The 17,409-nt window shown below is 72.0% G+C and carries 19 protein-coding genes; 8 read left to right on the top strand and 11 right to left on the bottom strand.

Annotated features, from left to right (window positions below; all coding sequences use genetic code 11):
- Window positions 1-44: 44 nt before the first annotated feature.
- The 7 genes from ccsB to hemL form a co-directional block, all read right to left on the bottom strand.
- Window positions 45-1,139: a c-type cytochrome biogenesis protein CcsB gene (ccsB, locus tag ACIQU4_RS38065; RefSeq protein WP_403741088.1), complete on the bottom strand. Its 1,095-nt coding sequence runs from the start codon at window positions 1,137-1,139 to the stop codon at window positions 45-47.
- Window positions 1,136-2,842 carry a cytochrome c biogenesis protein ResB gene (locus tag ACIQU4_RS38060; RefSeq protein ID WP_403741085.1) on the bottom strand — a complete coding sequence of 569 codons (1,707 nt, stop codon included), beginning with the start codon at window positions 2,840-2,842 and terminating at the stop codon, window positions 1,136-1,138. The genes ccsB and ACIQU4_RS38060 overlap by 4 nt, the downstream gene beginning before the upstream one ends.
- A 13-nt stretch (window positions 2,843-2,855) precedes the next feature.
- Window positions 2,856-3,563, bottom strand: coding sequence for a cytochrome c biogenesis CcdA family protein (locus tag ACIQU4_RS38055; protein ID WP_385580661.1), 708 nt, complete (start codon window positions 3,561-3,563; stop codon window positions 2,856-2,858).
- A 76-nt stretch (window positions 3,564-3,639) separates the two neighbouring features.
- On the bottom strand, window positions 3,640-4,236 hold the full coding sequence (locus tag ACIQU4_RS38050; protein WP_403741083.1) for a TlpA family protein disulfide reductase: 597 nt from the start codon (window positions 4,234-4,236) through the stop codon (window positions 3,640-3,642).
- Window positions 4,237-4,311: 75 nt separating this feature from the next.
- On the bottom strand, window positions 4,312-5,553 hold the full coding sequence (locus ACIQU4_RS38045) for a hypothetical protein (RefSeq protein ID WP_403741080.1): 1,242 nt from the start codon (window positions 5,551-5,553) through the stop codon (window positions 4,312-4,314).
- A gap of 75 nt (window positions 5,554-5,628) precedes the next feature.
- Window positions 5,629-6,303: a histidine phosphatase family protein gene (locus tag ACIQU4_RS38040; RefSeq protein WP_403741078.1), complete on the bottom strand. Its 675-nt coding sequence runs from the start codon at window positions 6,301-6,303 to the stop codon at window positions 5,629-5,631.
- The gene (hemL, locus tag ACIQU4_RS38035; protein ID WP_403741076.1) at window positions 6,300-7,634 is read right to left on the bottom strand and encodes a glutamate-1-semialdehyde 2,1-aminomutase; all 1,335 of its coding nucleotides are present in this window, start codon (window positions 7,632-7,634) and stop codon (window positions 6,300-6,302) included. Before hemL ends, ACIQU4_RS38040 begins: the two co-directional genes overlap by 4 nt.
- A gap of 305 nt (window positions 7,635-7,939) precedes the next feature.
- Between hemL and ACIQU4_RS38030 the strand changes: the two genes are divergently transcribed.
- Entirely contained in the window at window positions 7,940-8,377 is a 438-nt protein-coding gene (locus tag ACIQU4_RS38030; RefSeq protein ID WP_030161262.1) for a hypothetical protein, read from the top strand.
- 13 nt (window positions 8,378-8,390) lie between these two features.
- Here the strand turns inward: ACIQU4_RS38030 and ACIQU4_RS38025 are convergent, their stop codons facing one another.
- Both ACIQU4_RS38025 and ACIQU4_RS38020 read right to left on the bottom strand, forming a co-directional pair.
- Window positions 8,391-9,452: a serine hydrolase domain-containing protein gene (locus ACIQU4_RS38025; RefSeq protein WP_403741073.1), complete on the bottom strand. Its 1,062-nt coding sequence runs from the start codon at window positions 9,450-9,452 to the stop codon at window positions 8,391-8,393.
- Window positions 9,453-9,603: 151 nt separating this feature from the next.
- Entirely contained in the window at window positions 9,604-11,043 is a 1,440-nt protein-coding gene (locus ACIQU4_RS38020; protein ID WP_403741071.1) for an FAD-binding oxidoreductase, read from the bottom strand.
- A 129-nt stretch (window positions 11,044-11,172) separates the two neighbouring features.
- Here ACIQU4_RS38020 and ACIQU4_RS38015 point away from each other — a divergent pair, with 129 nt between their 5' ends.
- From ACIQU4_RS38015 to ACIQU4_RS38005, 3 genes are all read left to right on the top strand, one after another.
- Entirely contained in the window at window positions 11,173-12,327 is a 1,155-nt protein-coding gene (locus ACIQU4_RS38015) for a TDT family transporter (protein WP_403741068.1), read from the top strand.
- Between the two features lie 105 nt (window positions 12,328-12,432).
- Entirely contained in the window at window positions 12,433-12,594 is a 162-nt protein-coding gene (locus ACIQU4_RS38010; protein ID WP_234435518.1) for a hypothetical protein, read from the top strand.
- A 14-nt stretch (window positions 12,595-12,608) separates the two neighbouring features.
- Window positions 12,609-13,202, top strand: a complete 594-nt coding sequence (locus tag ACIQU4_RS38005) for a disulfide bond formation protein B (RefSeq protein ID WP_403741065.1) — start codon at window positions 12,609-12,611, stop codon at window positions 13,200-13,202.
- Between the two features lie 54 nt (window positions 13,203-13,256).
- Here the strand turns inward: ACIQU4_RS38005 and ACIQU4_RS38000 are convergent, their stop codons facing one another.
- Entirely contained in the window at window positions 13,257-14,156 is a 900-nt protein-coding gene (locus ACIQU4_RS38000; RefSeq protein ID WP_403741186.1) for an NADP-dependent oxidoreductase, read from the bottom strand.
- Window positions 14,157-14,340: 184 nt separating this feature from the next.
- Between ACIQU4_RS38000 and ACIQU4_RS37995 the strand changes: the two genes are divergently transcribed.
- On the top strand, window positions 14,341-14,760 hold the full coding sequence (locus tag ACIQU4_RS37995; RefSeq protein ID WP_403741062.1) for a winged helix-turn-helix transcriptional regulator: 420 nt from the start codon (window positions 14,341-14,343) through the stop codon (window positions 14,758-14,760).
- 40 nt (window positions 14,761-14,800) lie between these two features.
- The gene (locus ACIQU4_RS37990) at window positions 14,801-15,550 is read left to right on the top strand and encodes a Mut7-C RNAse domain-containing protein (RefSeq protein ID WP_403741059.1); all 750 of its coding nucleotides are present in this window, start codon (window positions 14,801-14,803) and stop codon (window positions 15,548-15,550) included.
- Between the two features lie 54 nt (window positions 15,551-15,604).
- Here ACIQU4_RS37990 and ACIQU4_RS37985 read toward each other — a convergent pair whose 3' ends face one another.
- Window positions 15,605-16,123, bottom strand: a complete 519-nt coding sequence (locus ACIQU4_RS37985) for a hypothetical protein (RefSeq protein WP_403741055.1) — start codon at window positions 16,121-16,123, stop codon at window positions 15,605-15,607.
- A gap of 122 nt (window positions 16,124-16,245) precedes the next feature.
- Between ACIQU4_RS37985 and ACIQU4_RS37980 the strand changes: the two genes are divergently transcribed.
- Together ACIQU4_RS37980 and ACIQU4_RS37975 are read left to right on the top strand one after the other, a co-directional pair.
- Window positions 16,246-16,581: a YnfA family protein gene (locus ACIQU4_RS37980; RefSeq protein ID WP_403741052.1), complete on the top strand. Its 336-nt coding sequence runs from the start codon at window positions 16,246-16,248 to the stop codon at window positions 16,579-16,581.
- Between the two features lie 62 nt (window positions 16,582-16,643).
- A complete protein-coding gene (locus tag ACIQU4_RS37975) occupies window positions 16,644-17,408 on the top strand; it encodes an SDR family NAD(P)-dependent oxidoreductase (protein WP_403741049.1) in 765 nt (254 codons plus the stop codon).
- Window position 17,409 lies beyond the last annotated feature (1 nt).

Here is a 17,409-nt window from a genome sequence, read left to right as displayed (position 1 = left end):
CCCACTCCCGCGGGCGGTACGCCCGCGGGTCGGACGCCTGCGCGTCAGACGCCCGCGTACGAGTGCTTGCCGCTGAGCAGGATGTTCACGCCGTAGTAGTTCCAGATCCAGCAGGCGAAGGCGAAGAGCGCGAGGTACGCGGCCTTGCGGCCCTTCCAGCCGGCGGTGGCGCGGGCGTGCAGGTAGCAGGCGTACGCCACCCAGGTCACGAAGGACCAGACCTCCTTGGGGTCCCAGCCCCAGTAGCGGCCCCAGGCGTCACCCGCCCAGATCGCGCCCGCCACGATGGTGAACGTCCACAGCGGGAACACGGCCGCGTTGATCCGGTACGAGAACTTGTCGAGCGAGGCCGCCGAGGGCAGCCGCTCCAGCACCGAGGTGGCGAAGCGGCCCGGCTGCCCGCCGCCGGCGAGCTTGGCCTCGTACGAGTCGCGGAAGAGGTAGAGCACCGCGCCGGCCGCGCCGATGTAGAAGACGGCGCCGCAGAAGATCGCGGTGGAGACGTGGATCCACAGCCAGTACGAGTGCAGGGCCGGGACCAGCTGGTCGCTGTCGGTGTAGAGCCAGGTGGTGGCGATGCCGAGGTCCAGCAGGACCGTGGTGACCAGGATCAGACCGAGCCAGCGCACGTTCTTCTTCAGCACCAGGAGCATCAGGTAGGCACCGACGGCGACCGTGGAGAAGGTCACCGAGAACTCGTACATGTTGCCCCAGGGGGCCCGCTGCACGGACATCGCGCGGGCCACGACGCCGCCCGCCTCGATGACGAAGGCCAGCGTGGTCAGCGAGACCGCGATCCGGCCGTACAGGTCGCCGTTCACGGTGCCACCGGCCGCGCCGGGGCCGTCCGGGACGTCACGGGTGCCGGCGGCGGAGCGGGTGACGACCTTCGGCTTGTCGAGGACCGCGGTCCCGCCCTTGCCGCGCACCTGGACGGCGGGCGCGGCGGCCGCCGCGGCCGCCGCGGCCTTGGCGCCGGTCAGCGCCGCGGCCGTACGGCCCACCTTGCTGCGACTGCCGAACGTCCACTCGGCGATGTGGGCGAAGAAGGCGAGCATGTAGACCGCCATCGACGAATAGACCAGGTAGTTGCTGATCTGCGCCAAATTCTCGTTGACTTCGGCTGCGAGCGGCGTCATCCGCGCTCCCCTTCGACAGTTGCCTTGACAGGTTGGTCGGGCGCCGTGGGCGCCTGCTGGTGGAGGGCGGCGGCGAGCTGCCCCAGCTCCTCCGGGAGCTTGGCCGACTCGCTGCGGCCGAGGCCGGCCATCTCGACGACGGTCACGCCGTCCTTGCCGGCCACCGCGCGCACCCAGACCCGGCGCCGCCGGATGAACAGCGACGCCGCCAGGCCGCCGATCGCGGCGATCGCGCCCGAGAGGGCGAGGCCGCTGCCGGGCTGCCGGGTGATCGAGAAGGTGGCCCAGCGCTCGACGCCCTCGAACTTCACGGTGCCCGCGCCGTTCGGGAGCTCCATGGTCTCGCCGGGCAGCAGCCGCTTCTTGAACAGCTGCCCGTCGGGGTCCTTGAACTCCTGCATCTTGGAGGTGTTCAGCTGGTACACGTTCTGCGGCAGGCCCGAGTCGACGCCCAGGCTGCCGTGGTAGGCGCTGAGGGCGAGGACCGGGAACTTCAGGTCGGGGAACTGGGAGAGCATCGTGCCCTTGCCCTCGCCGGCGAAGGTCGGCACGAACATGGCGTTGAAGCCGAGCTGCTCCTTCTTGCCGTCCTTGTCGCGGTAGCCGTCCGCCACCTTGACCGCGCCCGAGGAGCTCAGGTTCGCGTCGAAGGGCAGCATCGGCACGGCGTCCTTGTAGACCACCTTGCCGGTCGGGTCGGTCACCGAGATGACCGGCGCGTAGCCGTGGCCGAGCAGGTAGACCTTGGACCCGTCGACCTCCATCGGCTTGTTGACCTGGATCTCGCGCTTCTGCGGGGCGCCGTCCGCGCCGTCGCTGAAGGTCACGTACGCCTTGAAGTCGCGCGCGGTGCCCTTCTGCGGGCCGCTCTCCTCGTACGTGGCGTCGAACTTGTCGAGCGTGAAGGAGAAGGGCGACAGGTCGTCGGGGTCGAACCAGCTGCCGTACTTGAAGTCGTCGTACTGGGTCAGCGTGTTCGCGAAGCCCTTGCCGCGCAGGACGAGCTTGCCGCCCTCGGACTTGAACAGCTGGCCCCAGGCGAACGCGATCAGCATCACGATCAGGGCGACGTGGAAGAGCAGGTTCCCCGCCTCGCGCAGGTAGCCCTTCTCGGCGGCGATCGCGGACGCGCCGGCCTCGGTACGGAACCGGCGCCCGCCGAGGATCGTCTTCGCCTGCGCGAGGACCTCGTCGGGGGACTTCTCCGTACGCCACGTCGCGTACGCGGGCAGCCGGTCCAGGCGCTTGGGGGCGCCGGGCGGGCGGCCGGTGAGCTGGCCGACGAACTGCCAGGTGCGCGGGACGATGCAGCCGATCAGCGAGATGAACAGCAGCAGGTAGATCGCGGAGAACCACACCGAGCTGTAGACGTCGAAGAGCTGGAGCTTCTCGGCGGCCGGGACCCAGAAGGAGTGGTCCTTCTTCCACTGGGCCACCTTCATCGCGTCGACCTGGTTCTGCGGGACGAGCGAGCCGGGGATGGAGCCCAGGGAGAGCAGGAAGAGGAGGATCAGCGCGACTCGCATGGAGGTGAGCTGCCGCCAGAACCAGCGGATCCAGCCGATCACGCCGATGCCGACGGGACCGCCGGCGTCCTCCGCGGGGGCGGTGGAGAGTTGCGCGCCGGCGGCCGCTTCGCTTGCGTCCGCGGCGTCCTCGGACGGGTTCGGCGCCTCGGTGGACGCCTTGTCTGTCGTACTCATGTCCGTGTAGTCCTCAGATCCCCACCGTGAAGCCTTGGGTCCAGATGCGCATGTCGTCGACGATGCTCGCCCACAATCCTGTGACGAGCAGCAGACCGGTCAGGACCAGCATGCCGCCGCCGATCCGCATCACCCACGCATAGTGCTGCTTCACCCAGCCGAATGCGCCGAGCGCCTTGCGGAAGGCGATCGCGGCGAGGATGAAGGGCAGGCCCAGGCCCAGACAGTAGGCGACGGTCAGCAGTGCGCCGCGGCCGGCGCTGGCCTGGTCGATCGAGAGCGTGCTGACCGCGGCGAGGGTCGGGCCCATGCAGGGGGTCCAGCCGACGCCGAACAGCACGCCGAGCAACGGCGCGCCGATCAGGCCCGCGGTCGGCTTCTTGTGGAAGCGGAACTCCCGCATCGTCAGACCCGGGATCAGACCCATGAAGAAGAGGCCGAGGACGATCACCAGACCGCCCAGGATCCGGGAGATGATCTCCCGGTTCGCCTGGAGCGTGCCGCCGAAGTACCCGAAGAGCGCGCCGGTGGAGACGAACACGGCCGTGAAGCCGACGATGAACAGGCTCGCGCCGGCCAGCATCCGGCCGCGCCGGGCCTCGGCGAGGTCGGCCCCGCTGATGCCGGTGACGTACGAGAGGTAGCCGGGGACCAGCGGGAGCACGCAGGGCGAGAAGAACGAGACGAGTCCGGCGAGGACCGAGATGGGCAGTGCCAGCATCAGGGCCCCGTCGAGGACCGTCGTGTTCACGCCGGTGGGCTCGGCGGCCAGGGTGAGGAGCTCGGGGACCACGCGGTCACTGCTCCGCGAGTACGGGGTCGATCATGGAGCGCAGCTGCTGCTCGTTGACCGCGACGAGCGTGCGGGCGGCGATCTTTCCCTGCTTGTCGAGGACGATCGTGGAGGGGATGGCCTGTGGGTTGAGCGTGCCGGCGGGGAAGCGGAGCAGCAGCTTCCCGTCCGGGTCGTACAGGCTCGGGTAGGTGATCCCGAAGTTCTCCTCGAACGAGGTCGCGTTCTGCTTGCTGGTGTCGCGGGTGTTGATGCCGACGAAGGCGACGTCCTTGCCGGCGTCGGCCAGCTCCTTCGACACCCTTGCGAAGTTCGGGGCCTCGGCGCGGCACGGCGGGCACCAGGAGCCCCACACGTTGAGGACGACGACCTTGCCCTTGAGCTCGGTGGTGTCGAGGGTCTTGCCGTCGACGGTCTCGCCGTCCAGCTTGGGGGCGTCGGTGCGCACGTCCTTGGCGACGGTGGAGATGCCGCGGGCGCCGGTCACGTAGTTTCCGCCGGCGGAACCGTTCGGCTTGCCGCCGCCGTCGCTGCACGCCGACAGGGTCAGAGCGCTCGCGAGGGTCACCGCGGTGAGCAGGAGCGCACGGCCAATTCTCATGTGAAAAGTTTCGCATGAGCGATTTGCGGATCTTTCCCGCCCCCCGAGGGGTGTGCTGAGCCGCTGGTCAGCTGCTCAGGCGGCGGAGAGGTAGGTGTTCCAGCCGCCGGCCGGCGACTGACCCGGGGCCAGCTCCTGGAGCCGGGCGAGCAGCCTGGGGTCCTGTACGTCGATCCAGTCGGTGAACTGCCGGAAGGAGACGAGCCGTACGTCCTTTTTGTCCGAGATGCTCTTGAAGGCCTCCTCGACGGCATCCATGTAGATGCCGCCGTTCCACTCCTCGAAGTGGTTGCCGATGAACATCGGCGCGCGGTTCGTCTCGTACGCGCGCCGGAAGCCGCCGAGGTAGGAGCTGGTGGCCTGGGTGCGCCAGGCCGGGTAGTTGGAGGGCATGCCCCGGGTGGTGTTCTTCGACTGGTTCGCGAGGATGTTGTAGTCCATGGACAGCACCTCGAAGGAGTGCCCGGGGAACGGCATGGACTGCAGCGGCAGGTCCCAGACGCCCGACCTCTTCACCGGCCACACCTGGACGCCGCCGGGCGAGGAGGCGTCGTAGCGCCAGCCCAGCTTCTGCGCGACGGGCAGCAGGTTGTCCTGGCCGAGCAGGCACGGGGTGCGGCCGCCTACCAGCTCCTTGCGGTAGTCGAAGGGCAGCGGTTCGAGGTCGGTGAAGCCGGTGTTGGTCCGCCAGCCGGTGACGAAGGACACGGCCTGGTCGATCTCGCTCTGCCAGTCGTCCGGGGTCCAGTGGGCCACGGAGCCGGAGCCGTCGCAGAAGTGCCCGTTGAAGTGGGTCCCCACCTCGTGGCCGTCGAGCCACGCCTGACGCACGCAGTTCAGGGTGTTGCGGACGTTCTCGTCCTTGAGGTAGCCGATGTCGGAGGCCCCGACCGGGTTGTTCGGCGGCTTGTAGAGGTCCTTCTTCGACTCGGGCAGGAGGTAGAGGCCGGAGAGGAAGAAGGTCATGGCCGCGCCGTGGTCCTTGGCGAGCTTGAGGAAGCGCGGGAAGAGGCCGTTGCCGATCTCCCCCGCGCCGTCCCAGCTGAACACCACGAACTGCGGCGGGGTCTCGCCCGGCTGGAGCGGTACGGGCCTGGCCGGCTGGTGGGGCTGCGGACCGGTGTCGGCGGTGGAGCCGTCGCCGATCGGCCGGACCGCGGCTGCGGACGGGGAGGCACCGGGGCCGCCGCCGGGACCGCCGGGGCCGGGGCGGCCCGGGCGGTCGCCGGCGCCGCAGCCGACGACACCGGCCGCCACCGCGGCCACGCCGAGCCCGAGCAGCCCCCTTCGGGTGAAGTCGCGCTTCGTTTCGCTCATGAATAGTCACATAAACGGACTTTTCAGCGAAGTCGAGGCTCGGCGCGGCGATTCCCGTACGACTTGTACGAGTTTTTAGGCGCCGAACGCCTTGGACTTGCCCTTCACCGGCTTCGCCCCCGCGAGCAGGTGCGCCGGGACCAGGTCCCGGGCCGGCTCGCTGTAGCCCACCGACACCAGCCGGTCGTCCTCGTACGTGAACGAGGTGAGCGAGGCCAGCGTGCACTGTCGGCGCCGCGGGTCGTGCCACAGCCGGCGCTTCTCCGCGAAGCTGCGCACGATCCAGATCGGCAGCTGGTGGCTGACCGCCACCGCCTCGTGGCCGCGCGCCGCGTCGCGCGCCGCCTCGATGGCGCTCGTCATCCGGACGACCTGCTCCACGTACGGCTCGCCCCAGGACGGCTTGAACGGGTTCGTCAGGTGCTTCCAGTTGGCGGGCTTGCGCAGCGCGCCGTCCCCGACGCCGAAGGTCTTGCCCTCGAAGACGTTCTCCGCCTCCAGCAGCCGCGCGTCGCTCGCCAGCACCAGGCCGTGGCTCTTGGCGACCGGCGCCGCCGTCTCCTGCGCCCGCTCCAGCGGGGAGGAGACCACGTACGTGATGTCACGGTTCTGCAGGTGGTCCGCGACGCGCTCGGCCATCTCCCGGCCCAGCTCGGAGAGGTGGTAGCCGGCACGGCGCCCGTACAGGACCCCGTCCGGGTTGTGCACCTCTCCGTGGCGCATCAGGTGGACGACGGTGATCTCGCTCATGCGGTGGCCTCCGGGGTGGCCTGCGCGGCGGCGCGGGCGGCGGCGGGCAGCGCGGCCGCGATCCGCTCGACCGCCTGCTCGTCGTGGGCGGTGGAGACGAACCACGACTCGAAGGCCGAAGGCGGCAGGTAGACGCCCTGCGACAGCATCGAGTGGAAGAAGCCGTTGAAGCGGAAGGACTCCTGCTTCTTGGCGTCGTCGTAGTTCTTGACCTCGTCCTCGGTGAAGAAGACGGAGAACATGTTGGACGCGGTCTGCAGCCGGTGCGCCACGCCCTCCTTGGCGAGCGCGTCCGTGACCAGGCCCTGGATCTGCGCGGAGACCGCGTCGACCTTCTCGTACGCGGCCGCGTCGAGCAGGCGCAGCTGCGCGAGGCCGGCGGCGGTGGCGATCGGGTTACCGGAGAGCGTGCCCGCCTGGTAGACCGGGCCGACCGGGGCCAAGTGGCCCATCACGTCTGCGCGGCCGCCGAAGGCCGCGGCCGGGAAGCCGCCGCCCATGACCTTGCCGAAGGTCATCAGGTCGGGCTTGACCCCGTCGACGCCGTACCAGCCGGCGCGGGAGGTGCGGAAACCCGTCATGACCTCGTCGGAGATGTACAGCGCGCCGTTCTCGCGGCACAGGTCCGCGAGGCCCTGGTTGAAGCCGGCCGCCGGGGTCACGACGCCCATGTTGCCGGGCGCGGCCTCGGTGATCACGCAGGCGATCTCGCCGGGGTGCGCGGCGAACGCCGCCCGTACCGGTTCGAGGTCGTTGTACGGCAGCACGATCGTGTCGCCGGCCTGCGCGCCCGTCACGCCGGGGGTGTCCGGCAGCGCGAAGGTCGCGAGCCCGGAACCGGCGGCGGCCAGCAGCGCGTCCACGTGACCGTGGTAGCAGCCGGCGAACTTCACGACCTTGGCCCGGCCCGTGAAGCCGCGCGCCAGCCGGATCGCCGACATGGTCGCCTCGGTGCCCGAGGACACCAGGCGGACCTGCTCGACGGGCTCGATACGGTCGACGATCTCCTCGGCGAGGGCGACCTCGCCCTCGCCGGGCGTGCCGAAGGAGGTGCCGCGGGCGACGGCGGCCTGAATGGCCTCCACCACGGCCGGGTGGGCGTGGCCGAGAATCATCGGTCCCCACGAGCAGACCAGGTCGACGTACTCGCGCCCGTCGGCATCGGTCAGGTACGGACCGGTACCGGACACCATGAACCTGGGCGTTCCGCCCACGGCGCGAAAGGCACGCACCGGAGAGTTCACGCCGCCAGGCGTCACGAGGGACGCGCGGTCAAAGAGAGTCTGCGAGACTTTGGCTTCATACGGGTACGGGTAGCTCACACCAGCCATGGTCTCATCAGGCCGCGACTGACTTGCGGACGGGCGTTTCACCGCGCCGCCCCGGGGGAGGTCACTGCCATGATGATCAGGCTGCGTGGCGGGGGCCACGGGGCCGGGGCAGGCAAGACCAGTCGGGTGGAGATATGCAACGCGGTGGTGGACCGGGCGAGGGTACGGACGGCCTCGACCCGCAGCGCGCCCGCGAGGCCCGCGAAGCCCGCCGCCGAGGCAAGCACCGGCGCCGGGCAGCGGACGCGGCCGATCCGGTACCGGGACCGCTGGAGTCCCCCGACGGCCTGCCCAAGGGCCGCGGCATGGGCGTGACATACAAGTACTTCGGCGCGCCCGACGGCGCGACGGCCGCCCGCGTCCCGGTCACGATGCGGCCGGAGGAGCTCGGCGGTGACGAGCTCGGCATGGGCGGCCTCTTCACCAAGATCAAGCCGGAGACGGTGGCCGCGATGGTCCTGACCGGCATCGAGGGCATACCCCTGCACAAGGTGCCCCCGCTGGAGCTGGTCGTGCTCCACCCCGACTACGCCGTGGTCAAGCTCCCGATGACGGTGGTCGACCCGCTGCGCGGCATCGGCGAGGAGTCGGTCGGCGCGGCGGCGTTCATCTGGTCCACGGTCCCCGACCGGGGCGGGCCGCGCGACGCGTTCAACGTCTACCAGCTGCTGCACGAGTGGCAGGACTTCAGCCACCGACTGCACGAGGCGGGGCACCAGCCGTACTGCCTGGTCTGGCCCTGACCGTTCCGGCGGGTCAGCCGGCCGCGAGGATCTTGTGGGCGCGCTCCCGCAGGGGCGTGATCCGGATGCGGGCGGCGGCGCCGTTGTGGACGGCGTTGGTGACGATGACCACGTACCGGCCGGTGGTGGGGGCGAGGTAGAGACTCGTACCGGTGAATCCGTGGTGGTAGGCCACCGTCCCGCCCGCACCGAGGAGCCAGCCCAGGCCGCGCCGCAGCCCCGGCTCGATCTCCGCCTGGGGGACGAGGCTCATCCGGAACCACTGGCCGAGCGGGCTCTCGCGCCCGGCGAGCAGGTGCTCGGCGTAGGTGGCGAGGTCGGCCGCCGGTGCGAAGACCCCGGCATGCCCGGCGACGCCGCCCATGATCGCCGCGTTGTCGTCGTGGACGGCGCCCCAGAGCCGGTCGTGGCCTTCCTGCCGCTCGGTCGGCGCGACGCGGGCCTCCTGCTTGACCGGGCCGTACGCGGTGTCGTCCATGCCCAGCTCCGCCCACAGGTCGCGGGCGAGCTCGTCCAGCGGCCGGCCGTGCACATGGGCGAGGGCCAGGCCGAGCAGGATGTAGCCGCGGTTGATGTAGCGGTGGGTGCCGGGGAGGTTCTCCATGAGCTCGTGGCAGATCAGCTCGTGCAGCGGGCGCCCGGTCAGGTCGTAGAGGTCGAAGCGGGTGGCGGCCCGCAGGCCGGAGGTGTGCGAGAGCAGCTGCCGTACGGTCGCCTCCCCGCTGGGCATCGCGCCGTCCATCGGCGGCAGGAACTCCCGTACGGGCGTGTCGAGGTCGAGCAGGCCCGCGTCGAGGGCGCGGCCGACGAGCGGCCAGGTGGCGGTGACCTTCGTCAGGGACGCGAGGTCGTAGACGGTGCGCTCGTCGGGGGTGCCGGGGCCGGTGAACGGGGAGACGACCCCGGCCGCAAGGACGGTGCGGTCGCCGGCCGCCGTGGCGCCGGCGTGGCTCGTACCGCAGACGACCACGCCTCCCGGGGTGGCGCCGTCGGCGACGATCTCGCACAGCACGTCGTGCAGTGCGCTGGTCTCGGCGGTCGTGAACGTCGGTACGGGCTGGTTCATCGGGTTCATCTACGCCTCCGGCTCGGTGGATGGTGATCCCGCCACCCAGCGTGACCATGGCGCCCGGCGAGTGCCCGTAGCCGCGCCGGAGATGATCACAAGCCGGGTGATCGCGGGCTGGGCGATCGCGAGCCGGGTGACCGTGAGCCGGTGATCGCGGCTATGTGCCCGCCGGTGGGATGTTCTGGTTCAGGCGGAACACGTTCCCCGGATCCCACTGCGCCTTCAGGGCGCGCAGCCGCTCCAGCTTGCGCTCCCGCGAGCCGTAGGCCTGGCGGATGCGCTGCTCGCCCTCGTCCATCAGGAAGTTCACGTACACGCCCGCCTGGTACGGCTCCATCTCGCCCCAGAACTCCCGGACCCACCGGCACTCCTCGGCGAAGCCCTCGGCCGTCTCCCGGATCCCGTTGATGTTCAGCATGTGGCCCAGGGAGCGGCCCGCGGCCGCCGTGTCCTCCTCACCGACCCGGGCGACCGCACCGCCCAGCTGGAACAGCGGGAAACCGCTCTGCGGCGAGGCGATCCGCCCCGCGTACTCCGCCATCGCGTCCAGGGCGCCGTCGGCGAGCCGGTCGAGGCCGCAGCCCCGGAAGTAGTACCACCAGCCGTGCGGGAACGAGGCGTCGAACATCGCCTGGTGCGCCAGGTACGGCTTCGGCCGGCACAGGTCGAGCAGCGGCCGCCCGAACTCCCGCATCGGCCTCGTCACTTCCTCCCCGGCGGCCATCTCGCCCACCCAGCAGGCGATCACCATCACCACCGGCCGGCCGTGCAGCTGCGGCGGGATCGCCGGCGACGGCGGAGCCTTGCGGTGGACCACGATCGTCGTCAGCTCGTCCGGCACCCCCGCGATCCAGTCCCGGTAGAACCGCATCACCCGCGGCGACTCCTCCACCGGCCACAACACCGGACCGGCGAGCACGGTCGGACCGACCGGGTTCAGCCGGAACGTGAACTCCGTGACGACGCCGAAGTTCCCGCCCGCCCCGCACATCCCCCAGAACAGCTCCGGCTCGTGCGCCGCACCGGCCGTGACCCGCTCCCCGCCCGCAGTGACCAGGTCCACCGACAGCAGCTGGTCCACGCTCAGCCCGTACTTGCGGCTCAGCCAGCCGATCCCGCCGCCGAGCGTGAGCCCCGCGACGCCCGTGTGCGTGACGATCCCCGACGGCACCGCCAGCCCGAACGGCTGCGTCGCCGCGTCCAGCTCGCCGAGCAGCGCCCCTGCCCGGACCCGGACCGTACGGGCCTCGGGGTCCACCCGGATCTCCTTCATCGGCGACAGGTCGATCACCACACCGCCGTCGCAGACCGAATGCCCGGGGAAGCTGTGCCCGCCGCTGCGCACCGCGACCGGCGCACCCGTCCGACCGGCCCACTTCAGCGCCGCCACCACATCGGCCGAACCGGTGCACGGCGCGATCAGGGCGGGATGCCGGTCGATGGCGCCGTTCCAGATCCGCCGGCGCTCCTCGTACGGGGCGTCCCCGGCCCGCACCAGGTTCCCCCGGAAGGACCGCGCCAGCTCGTGGTACGCGGAATCGTCCAGCCGGACCGGTACCGGTGCCGGTACCGACGCCGGCGCAGTCGAGGCACCCATGGGTTGCTCCTCACCGCTCTCCCCCGAGTGTTCCACCGCGCGGATACGCGGGCCAGCCGGCGTTGTTTGCACTGGTCAGCACTGATCCACCCGGTTGCACAGGCCATCGGCCCGGGTCACGGTGAGCACATGGCCGCGCCCCCGCCACCGCCCCCACCAGGACCCCCCGTCAGCCCCAGCCTGATCCGGCACCTCGGCCCCAACTGGTACGCCAGCGTGATGGGGACCGCCATCGTCGCCAACGCGGGCGTCGCCCTGCCCGTGCGCGTCCGCGGACTGCACACCTTCAGCCTGGCCTTCTGGGCCCTGTCCGCCGCCATGCTGGCCGTCCTGCTCACCGCCCGCGCCCTGCACTGGGCCCGCCACCGCGACCAGGCGCGGGCCCATCTGCTCGACCCGGCCGTCGCCCCCTTCTACGGCTGCCTCGCCATGGCCCTGCTCGCCGTCGGCGGCGGCACGCTGCTGATCGGCAAGGACGTCATCGGCCTCCATGCCGCCGTGGTCGCCGACTCCGTCCTCTTCACCGCCGGAACGGCCATCGGGCTGCTCGCCGCCGTCGCCATCCCGTACCTGATGGTCGAGAGCCACCGGATCCGGCCCGGCAGCGCCTCACCCGTCTGGCTGCTCCCCGTCGTCGCCCCGATGGTCTCCGCCGCGCTCGGCCCGCTGCTGATCCCGCACCTGCCGCCCGGCCAGTGGCAGCGCGCGCTGCTGCTCGGCTGCTACACGATGTTCGGGCTGAGCATGCTGGCCACGCTGGTGCTGCTGCCCATCGTCTTCGGGCGGATGGTGACCGGCCCGCGACTGCCCCTCGCGCTGACGCCGACGCTCTTCCTGGTCCTCGGACCGCTGGGGCAGTCGGTCACCGCCGCCAACAAGTTCGCCGACGCCGCCCCGGGGGTGGTGCAGTCCCCGTACGCCGAGGGCTTCCGGATGTTCGCCGTGATCTACGGGGTCCCGGTGATGGGGTTCGCGCTGCTCTGGTTCGCCTTCGCCTGCGCGATGCTCGTACGGGCGCGGCGGCTCGGCATGCGGTTCTCGCTGACCTGGTGGGCGCTGACCTTCCCGGTGGGCACCTGTGTGACCGGGGCGGAGGGGCTGGCCCAGCACACCGGCCTCGACGTGTACCGCTGGCTCGCCGTCTTCCTGTACGCCTGCCTCCTGGCGGCCTGGGCCGCCGCGGCCTCCCTGACCGTACGGGGCCTGGCGACGGGCGCGTTCGCCGGGGCGGCCGCCGCCCCGGCCGCCGCCCCGGTCGCAGAGGCTGCTGCCGAGCGCCCATAAAGCGCGGTTATGGGTGCATAGACGCAATCCCGCTACCGGTGCGTAACCCCCGGGCGGAGGGTGGAACCGAAAGGCAAGAGTTCCCCCCGATGAAGCTGGGACACCATGTACACCCTCCTCTTCCTCCTCATCTTCCTGTGCGTCGTGGCGGTGCTGCGGCCCTGGCCGGCCAGGGTCCGGGTGCCGTTGTGGACGGGAACGCTGATCGCCTGCGTGATCGCGTTCCTCCCCCACGTGCTCGACCACACCTTCCACATCGCCCTCTGAGGAGAAGAGCCCCCGTGAACACCGCATCCACCTCGAACCGGCTGGGCCTCTGGTTCGCCCACGCCTACGTCATCGGCCTGTGCGGCACCCTGGCCGGCGCGTACTTCTTCCAGTTCGGACTGTGGGAGTACCCCTGCCCCATGTGCCTGTTGCAGCGGATGTTCTTCCTGCTCAGCGCGGTGGGCCCGGCCTGGATCACCGTCCGCTCCCGCAAGGGCGCGGTCACCGCCGGGGAATGGGCCGCCGGCTGGGGCTGGGCCATCGTCGCCGCGCTCGCCGGCAGCGTCGTCTCCGCCACCCAGGTCCTGATGCACATCGTGCCCCCGGACCCGGGCTACGCCGGCGCCCTGTTCGGCCTGCACCTCTACACCTGGGCCCTGATCACCTTCCTGGCCTCCGCCATCGCCGCCGGAGCCGCGCTGTTCCTGACCCCCCACTCCGAACCCCTCGACGCGGGCCTCACCTCCCCCGCCCTGCGCCGGGCCGGGACCGTCACCTCGGGCGTGCTGCTCGTCTTCGCCGCGAGCAACCTGGTCGCCTGCTTCTTCCTCCAGGGCTTCGCCTGGCAGATGCCGGGCGACCCCACCGGATACGCCCTGTTCGGCTGAGCCCGGGGCCGGGGGCGGGTGGGGGCCCCGGGGCCGGGCGCCGTCAGGCGGGCGTCAGGCGGTCGTCAGGACCAGGCGGCCGCGGGTGCCCGGCTCCGCCAGGCGGGCGTGGGCCTTCACCGCGTCCGCCAGCGGGACGGTCTGCGAGACCCGCAGGGTCAGGGCGCCCGCGTCCACCAGGCCCACCAGCTCCGCCAGGTGCGCGCCGTCCGCCGCGACCTCCTGCTCCACCACCCGGATCCCCCGCTCCGCGGCCGGGCCGGCGTGCGGGCGCAGGCCCACGTAGACCCCGCCGTCGCGGACGAAGCCCAGCGCCGGCTCCCCCAGTACGGCCGCGTCCACGACCCCGTCCACCGGCCCGGCCGGAGCCGAGCCGCGCGGGACGAACTCCGTCGCGCCCAGCGACCGTACGAGCTCCTCGTCCGGCTCCCCCGCCAGGGCCGTCACCACCAGCCCCGCCCGTACCGCGAGCTGCACCGCGAGCCCGCCGACCACACCCGCGGCCCCCGTCACCAGCACCGAGGACCCCGGAGCCAGCCCCAGCAACCCCACCGCCCGCGCGGCCGTCAGCCCGCTGAGCGGGAGCGCGGCCGCGGCCACGGCGTCCACGGTGACCGGAGCGGCCGCCACCGCCGAGGCGTCGAGCACCGCGTACTCCGCGTGCGTGCCCAGCGGCTTGACCGGCCCGTAGTGCAGTCCGACCACCCGCTGCCCCGCCGACCAGCCGGTGACCCCGGGGCCGACCTCGTCGATCTCGCCCGCCACGTCCCAGCCGAGCCCGAGCCGCGTCCCGGTGCCACCGAAGACGCCGACGCGGACCGCGCCGTCCACCGGGTTCACCCCGGCTGCCGCGACCCGGATCCGGACCTGGCCGGCGGCCGGCCGCGGGATCGGCACCCGCACGATCTCCACCTGCTCCGGCCCGCCGAAGCCGTTCACGACGGCCGCCCGCATGGTCCGTACGGTCTGCACGTTCTCGCTCATGGTGTCTCCCCGGTTGTGTTCGGTTCGGTTGCGCTCGGTTCGGTTCGGTTCGCTCGGTTCCCGCGTTCCGCTGAGCACTAACCTAGGGAGAGGTACTCTCCTTTCGTAAGTACGTACTCGGAGGTGCGTACCCGACCCGGAAGTGGGACACCCGATGGCCACCCGTACCGCCGCGACCCGCCGCGAAGAGGCCCGCCACGCCTACGACGCCTTCCTCAAGGAGTGCCCCACCAGCCAGCTCCTGGCCCGGATCAGCGACAAGTGGGTCGGCCTCATCGTCGCCGCGCTCGCCCAGGCCGAGGACAACTCCATGCGCTACAGCGACCTCGGCCGCAAGATCCCCGGCGTCAGCCAGAAGATGCTCACCCAGACCCTGCGCTCCCTCGAACGCGACGGCCTCGTCACCCGCGCCGTCACCCCCACCGTCCCCGTCCGCGTCGACTACCGCCTCACCGGACTCGGCAGCAGCCTGGCCTGCCTCCTCACCTCCGTGAAGCAGTGGGCCGAGAACCACTTCGACGAGGTCGACGCCCACCGCACCGCCTACGACGGCGCCACCGCCGCGACCTCGTAATTCCGCCGCACCGCCCGCCCCCCGATGGCATGCTGACAGCGTGAACGGACCCGGCATTCAGCTCACCCTCGCCCCCGAACTACGCCTGTTCGCGTCGCCCAGCCGGCGCGCCGACCGCGTACCGACCGCCACCGACGGCGCCTCCAGCATCGGCCACGTCGTCGAATCGGCCGGCGTCCCGCTCACCGAGGTCGGCCGGCTGCTCGTCGACGGCCACGAGGTGCCCGTCTCGTACGTGCCCCGGGCCGGCCAGTCCGTCGAGGTCTTCGGCGTCGAGCGCCCCCAGCGCCTCCCGGGCGGCCCCGACGCCCCGCCACTGCGCTTCCTGCTCGATGTCCACCTCGGCACGCTCGCCCGCCGCCTGCGCCTGCTCGGCGTGGACACCTCGTACGAGAACGAGGACATCGGCGACCCCGCCCTCGCCACCCGCTCCGCCGCCGAGCAGCGCGTCCTGCTCTCCCGCGACCGCGGACTGCTGCGCCGCCGCGAGCTGTTCGCGGGCGCGTACGTCTACAGCGACAACCCCGACGAGCAACTCCGGGACGTCCTCGGCCGGTTCGCGCCCGCCCTCGCCCCGTGGACCCGCTGCACCGCGTGCAACGGGTCCCTCCGCGAGGCCGACAAGGACAGCGTCGGGGACCGCCTCGAAAGCGGGACGCAGCGCTCGTACGACGTCTTCGCGCAGTGCACGGCGTGCGAGCGCGTCTACTGGCGCGGCGCCCACCACGCCCGGCTGGAGCGGATCGTCAGCGAGGCGGTCGAGGAATTCGGCGGCGTGGCCACCCCGTAGGCATGGCCACGCCGTAGGCCCGTAGGACTACAAGCCCGTAGGGCTACGGGCCCGTCAGAAGGCGTAGGAGTCGCCCGTGTCCAGCGCCAGCACCGCGTGCTGGTTGTTGGACAGGTCGCGGTCGGACGCCCCACCGTTCCACCACGTGTCGATCCGGACCACCACCTCCGGCACTGGCTCCTTCAGCTCCAGCAGCAGCCCGATGTGCCGGCCCCGGCCGTGCAGCGGCAGCGCGCCCGTCTCGCACACCACCTCGCGCAGCCCGGCCCGCGCACAGCCCTGCGCCAGCTCCTGCCGGTCCGCGAGCTCCGCCGACAGCCGCACCCGCAGCGTCGCGTTGGGCAGCGCGGCCGGCCCCTCGTTCTGCGGCACCACCCACACCCGCAGCCGCCCCTGCGACAGGGACACCCGCCCGTGGTACGCCACGTCGGCCTCGGGACCCGGACCAGGAGCACTCCGGGCGGCCGCCCCCGCCTCCCCGGACACTCCGGACACCCCGGAGACCCCGAGCACCAGCAAGCCCGCCACCACCACACTCCGTACGGCACAACGGCGCACCGCCACCACCTCCACGCGCGGAGGCTAGCCAGCACCGCCCCCGCCCGGTCGGACCATCACACGAACGAGGGCGAGCCCCTCGGCCAACCGGCAGGCGGCAATCCGGGCCCGCGGCCCGTCTGCGTACGCTTCGAGCCATGCTGATCGCCCGCTCCGTCGCCCTGTTCGCCCTCGCCGCGGTCCTGGAGATCGGCGGCGCCTGGCTCGTCTGGCAGGGCGTACGCGAGCACAAGGGCTGGGCCTGGATCGGCGCCGGGGTCATCGCCCTCGGCCTCTACGGCTTCGTCGCCACCCTCCAGCCCCAGGGCGACTTCGCCCGCGTCCTCGCCGCGTACGGCGGGGTCTTCGTCGCCGGCTCCCTCGTGTGGGGCATGGTCGCCGACGGCTACCGCCCCGACCGCTGGGACGTCACCGGGGCCCTCGTCTGCCTCGCCGGCATGGCGGTGATCATGTACGCCCCGCGCGGCCGCTGAGCCCCGCCTATGCTGGCGGGTATTCACCCGTACGAACGACCGAACGACCGAGGAGCCCGCACATGAGCACGGCCGCCACCCGTACCGCCGTAGTCACCGGCGCGAGCAGCGGCATCGGCGCGGCCACCGCCCGCCAGCTCGCCGACGCCGGCTACCACGTCGTCCTCACCGCCCGCCGCAAGGACCGCATCGAGGCCCTCGCCGCCGAGCTGACGGCGGTCGGCCACTCCGCCGCCGCCCACGCCCTCGACGTCACCGACCGCCCCGCCGTCGACGCCTTCGCGGCCTCCCTCGACCGCTGCGACGTACTGGTCAACAACGCCGGCGGCGCCATCGGGGCCGAGCCCGTCGCCACCGGCGACCCCGCCGACTGGCGCACGATGTACGAGGTCAACGTCATCGGCACCCTCAACCTCACCCAGGCCCTCCTCCCCGCCCTCATCGCCTCCGGCGACGGCACGGTCGTGGTCCTGTCCTCCACCGCGGGCCACTCCACGTACGAGGGCGGCGCCGGCTACGTCGCCGCCAAGAACGGCGCCCGCGTCCTGGCCGAGACCCTCCGCCTGGAGATCGTCGGCCAGCCGGTCCGCGTCATCGAGATCGCCCCGGGCATGGTGAAGACCGAGGAGTTCGCGAAGACCCGCTTCCGCGGCGACGCCGAGAAGGCCGAGAAGGTCTACGCGGGCGTCGCGGCCCCCCTGACCGCCGACGACGTGGCCGACACCATCACCTGGGCCGTGACCCGCCCCAGCCACGTCAACATCGACCTCCTGGTGGTCCGCCCCCGCGCCCAGGCCTCGAACACCAAGGTCCACCGCGACCTGTGAC

The sequence above is a fragment of the Streptomyces sp. NPDC090741 genome, from assembly GCF_044769045.1.
Taxonomy (GTDB): Bacteria; Actinomycetota; Actinomycetes; order Streptomycetales; family Streptomycetaceae; genus Streptomyces.
This window is presented reverse-complemented; position numbering and strand designations above follow the sequence as displayed.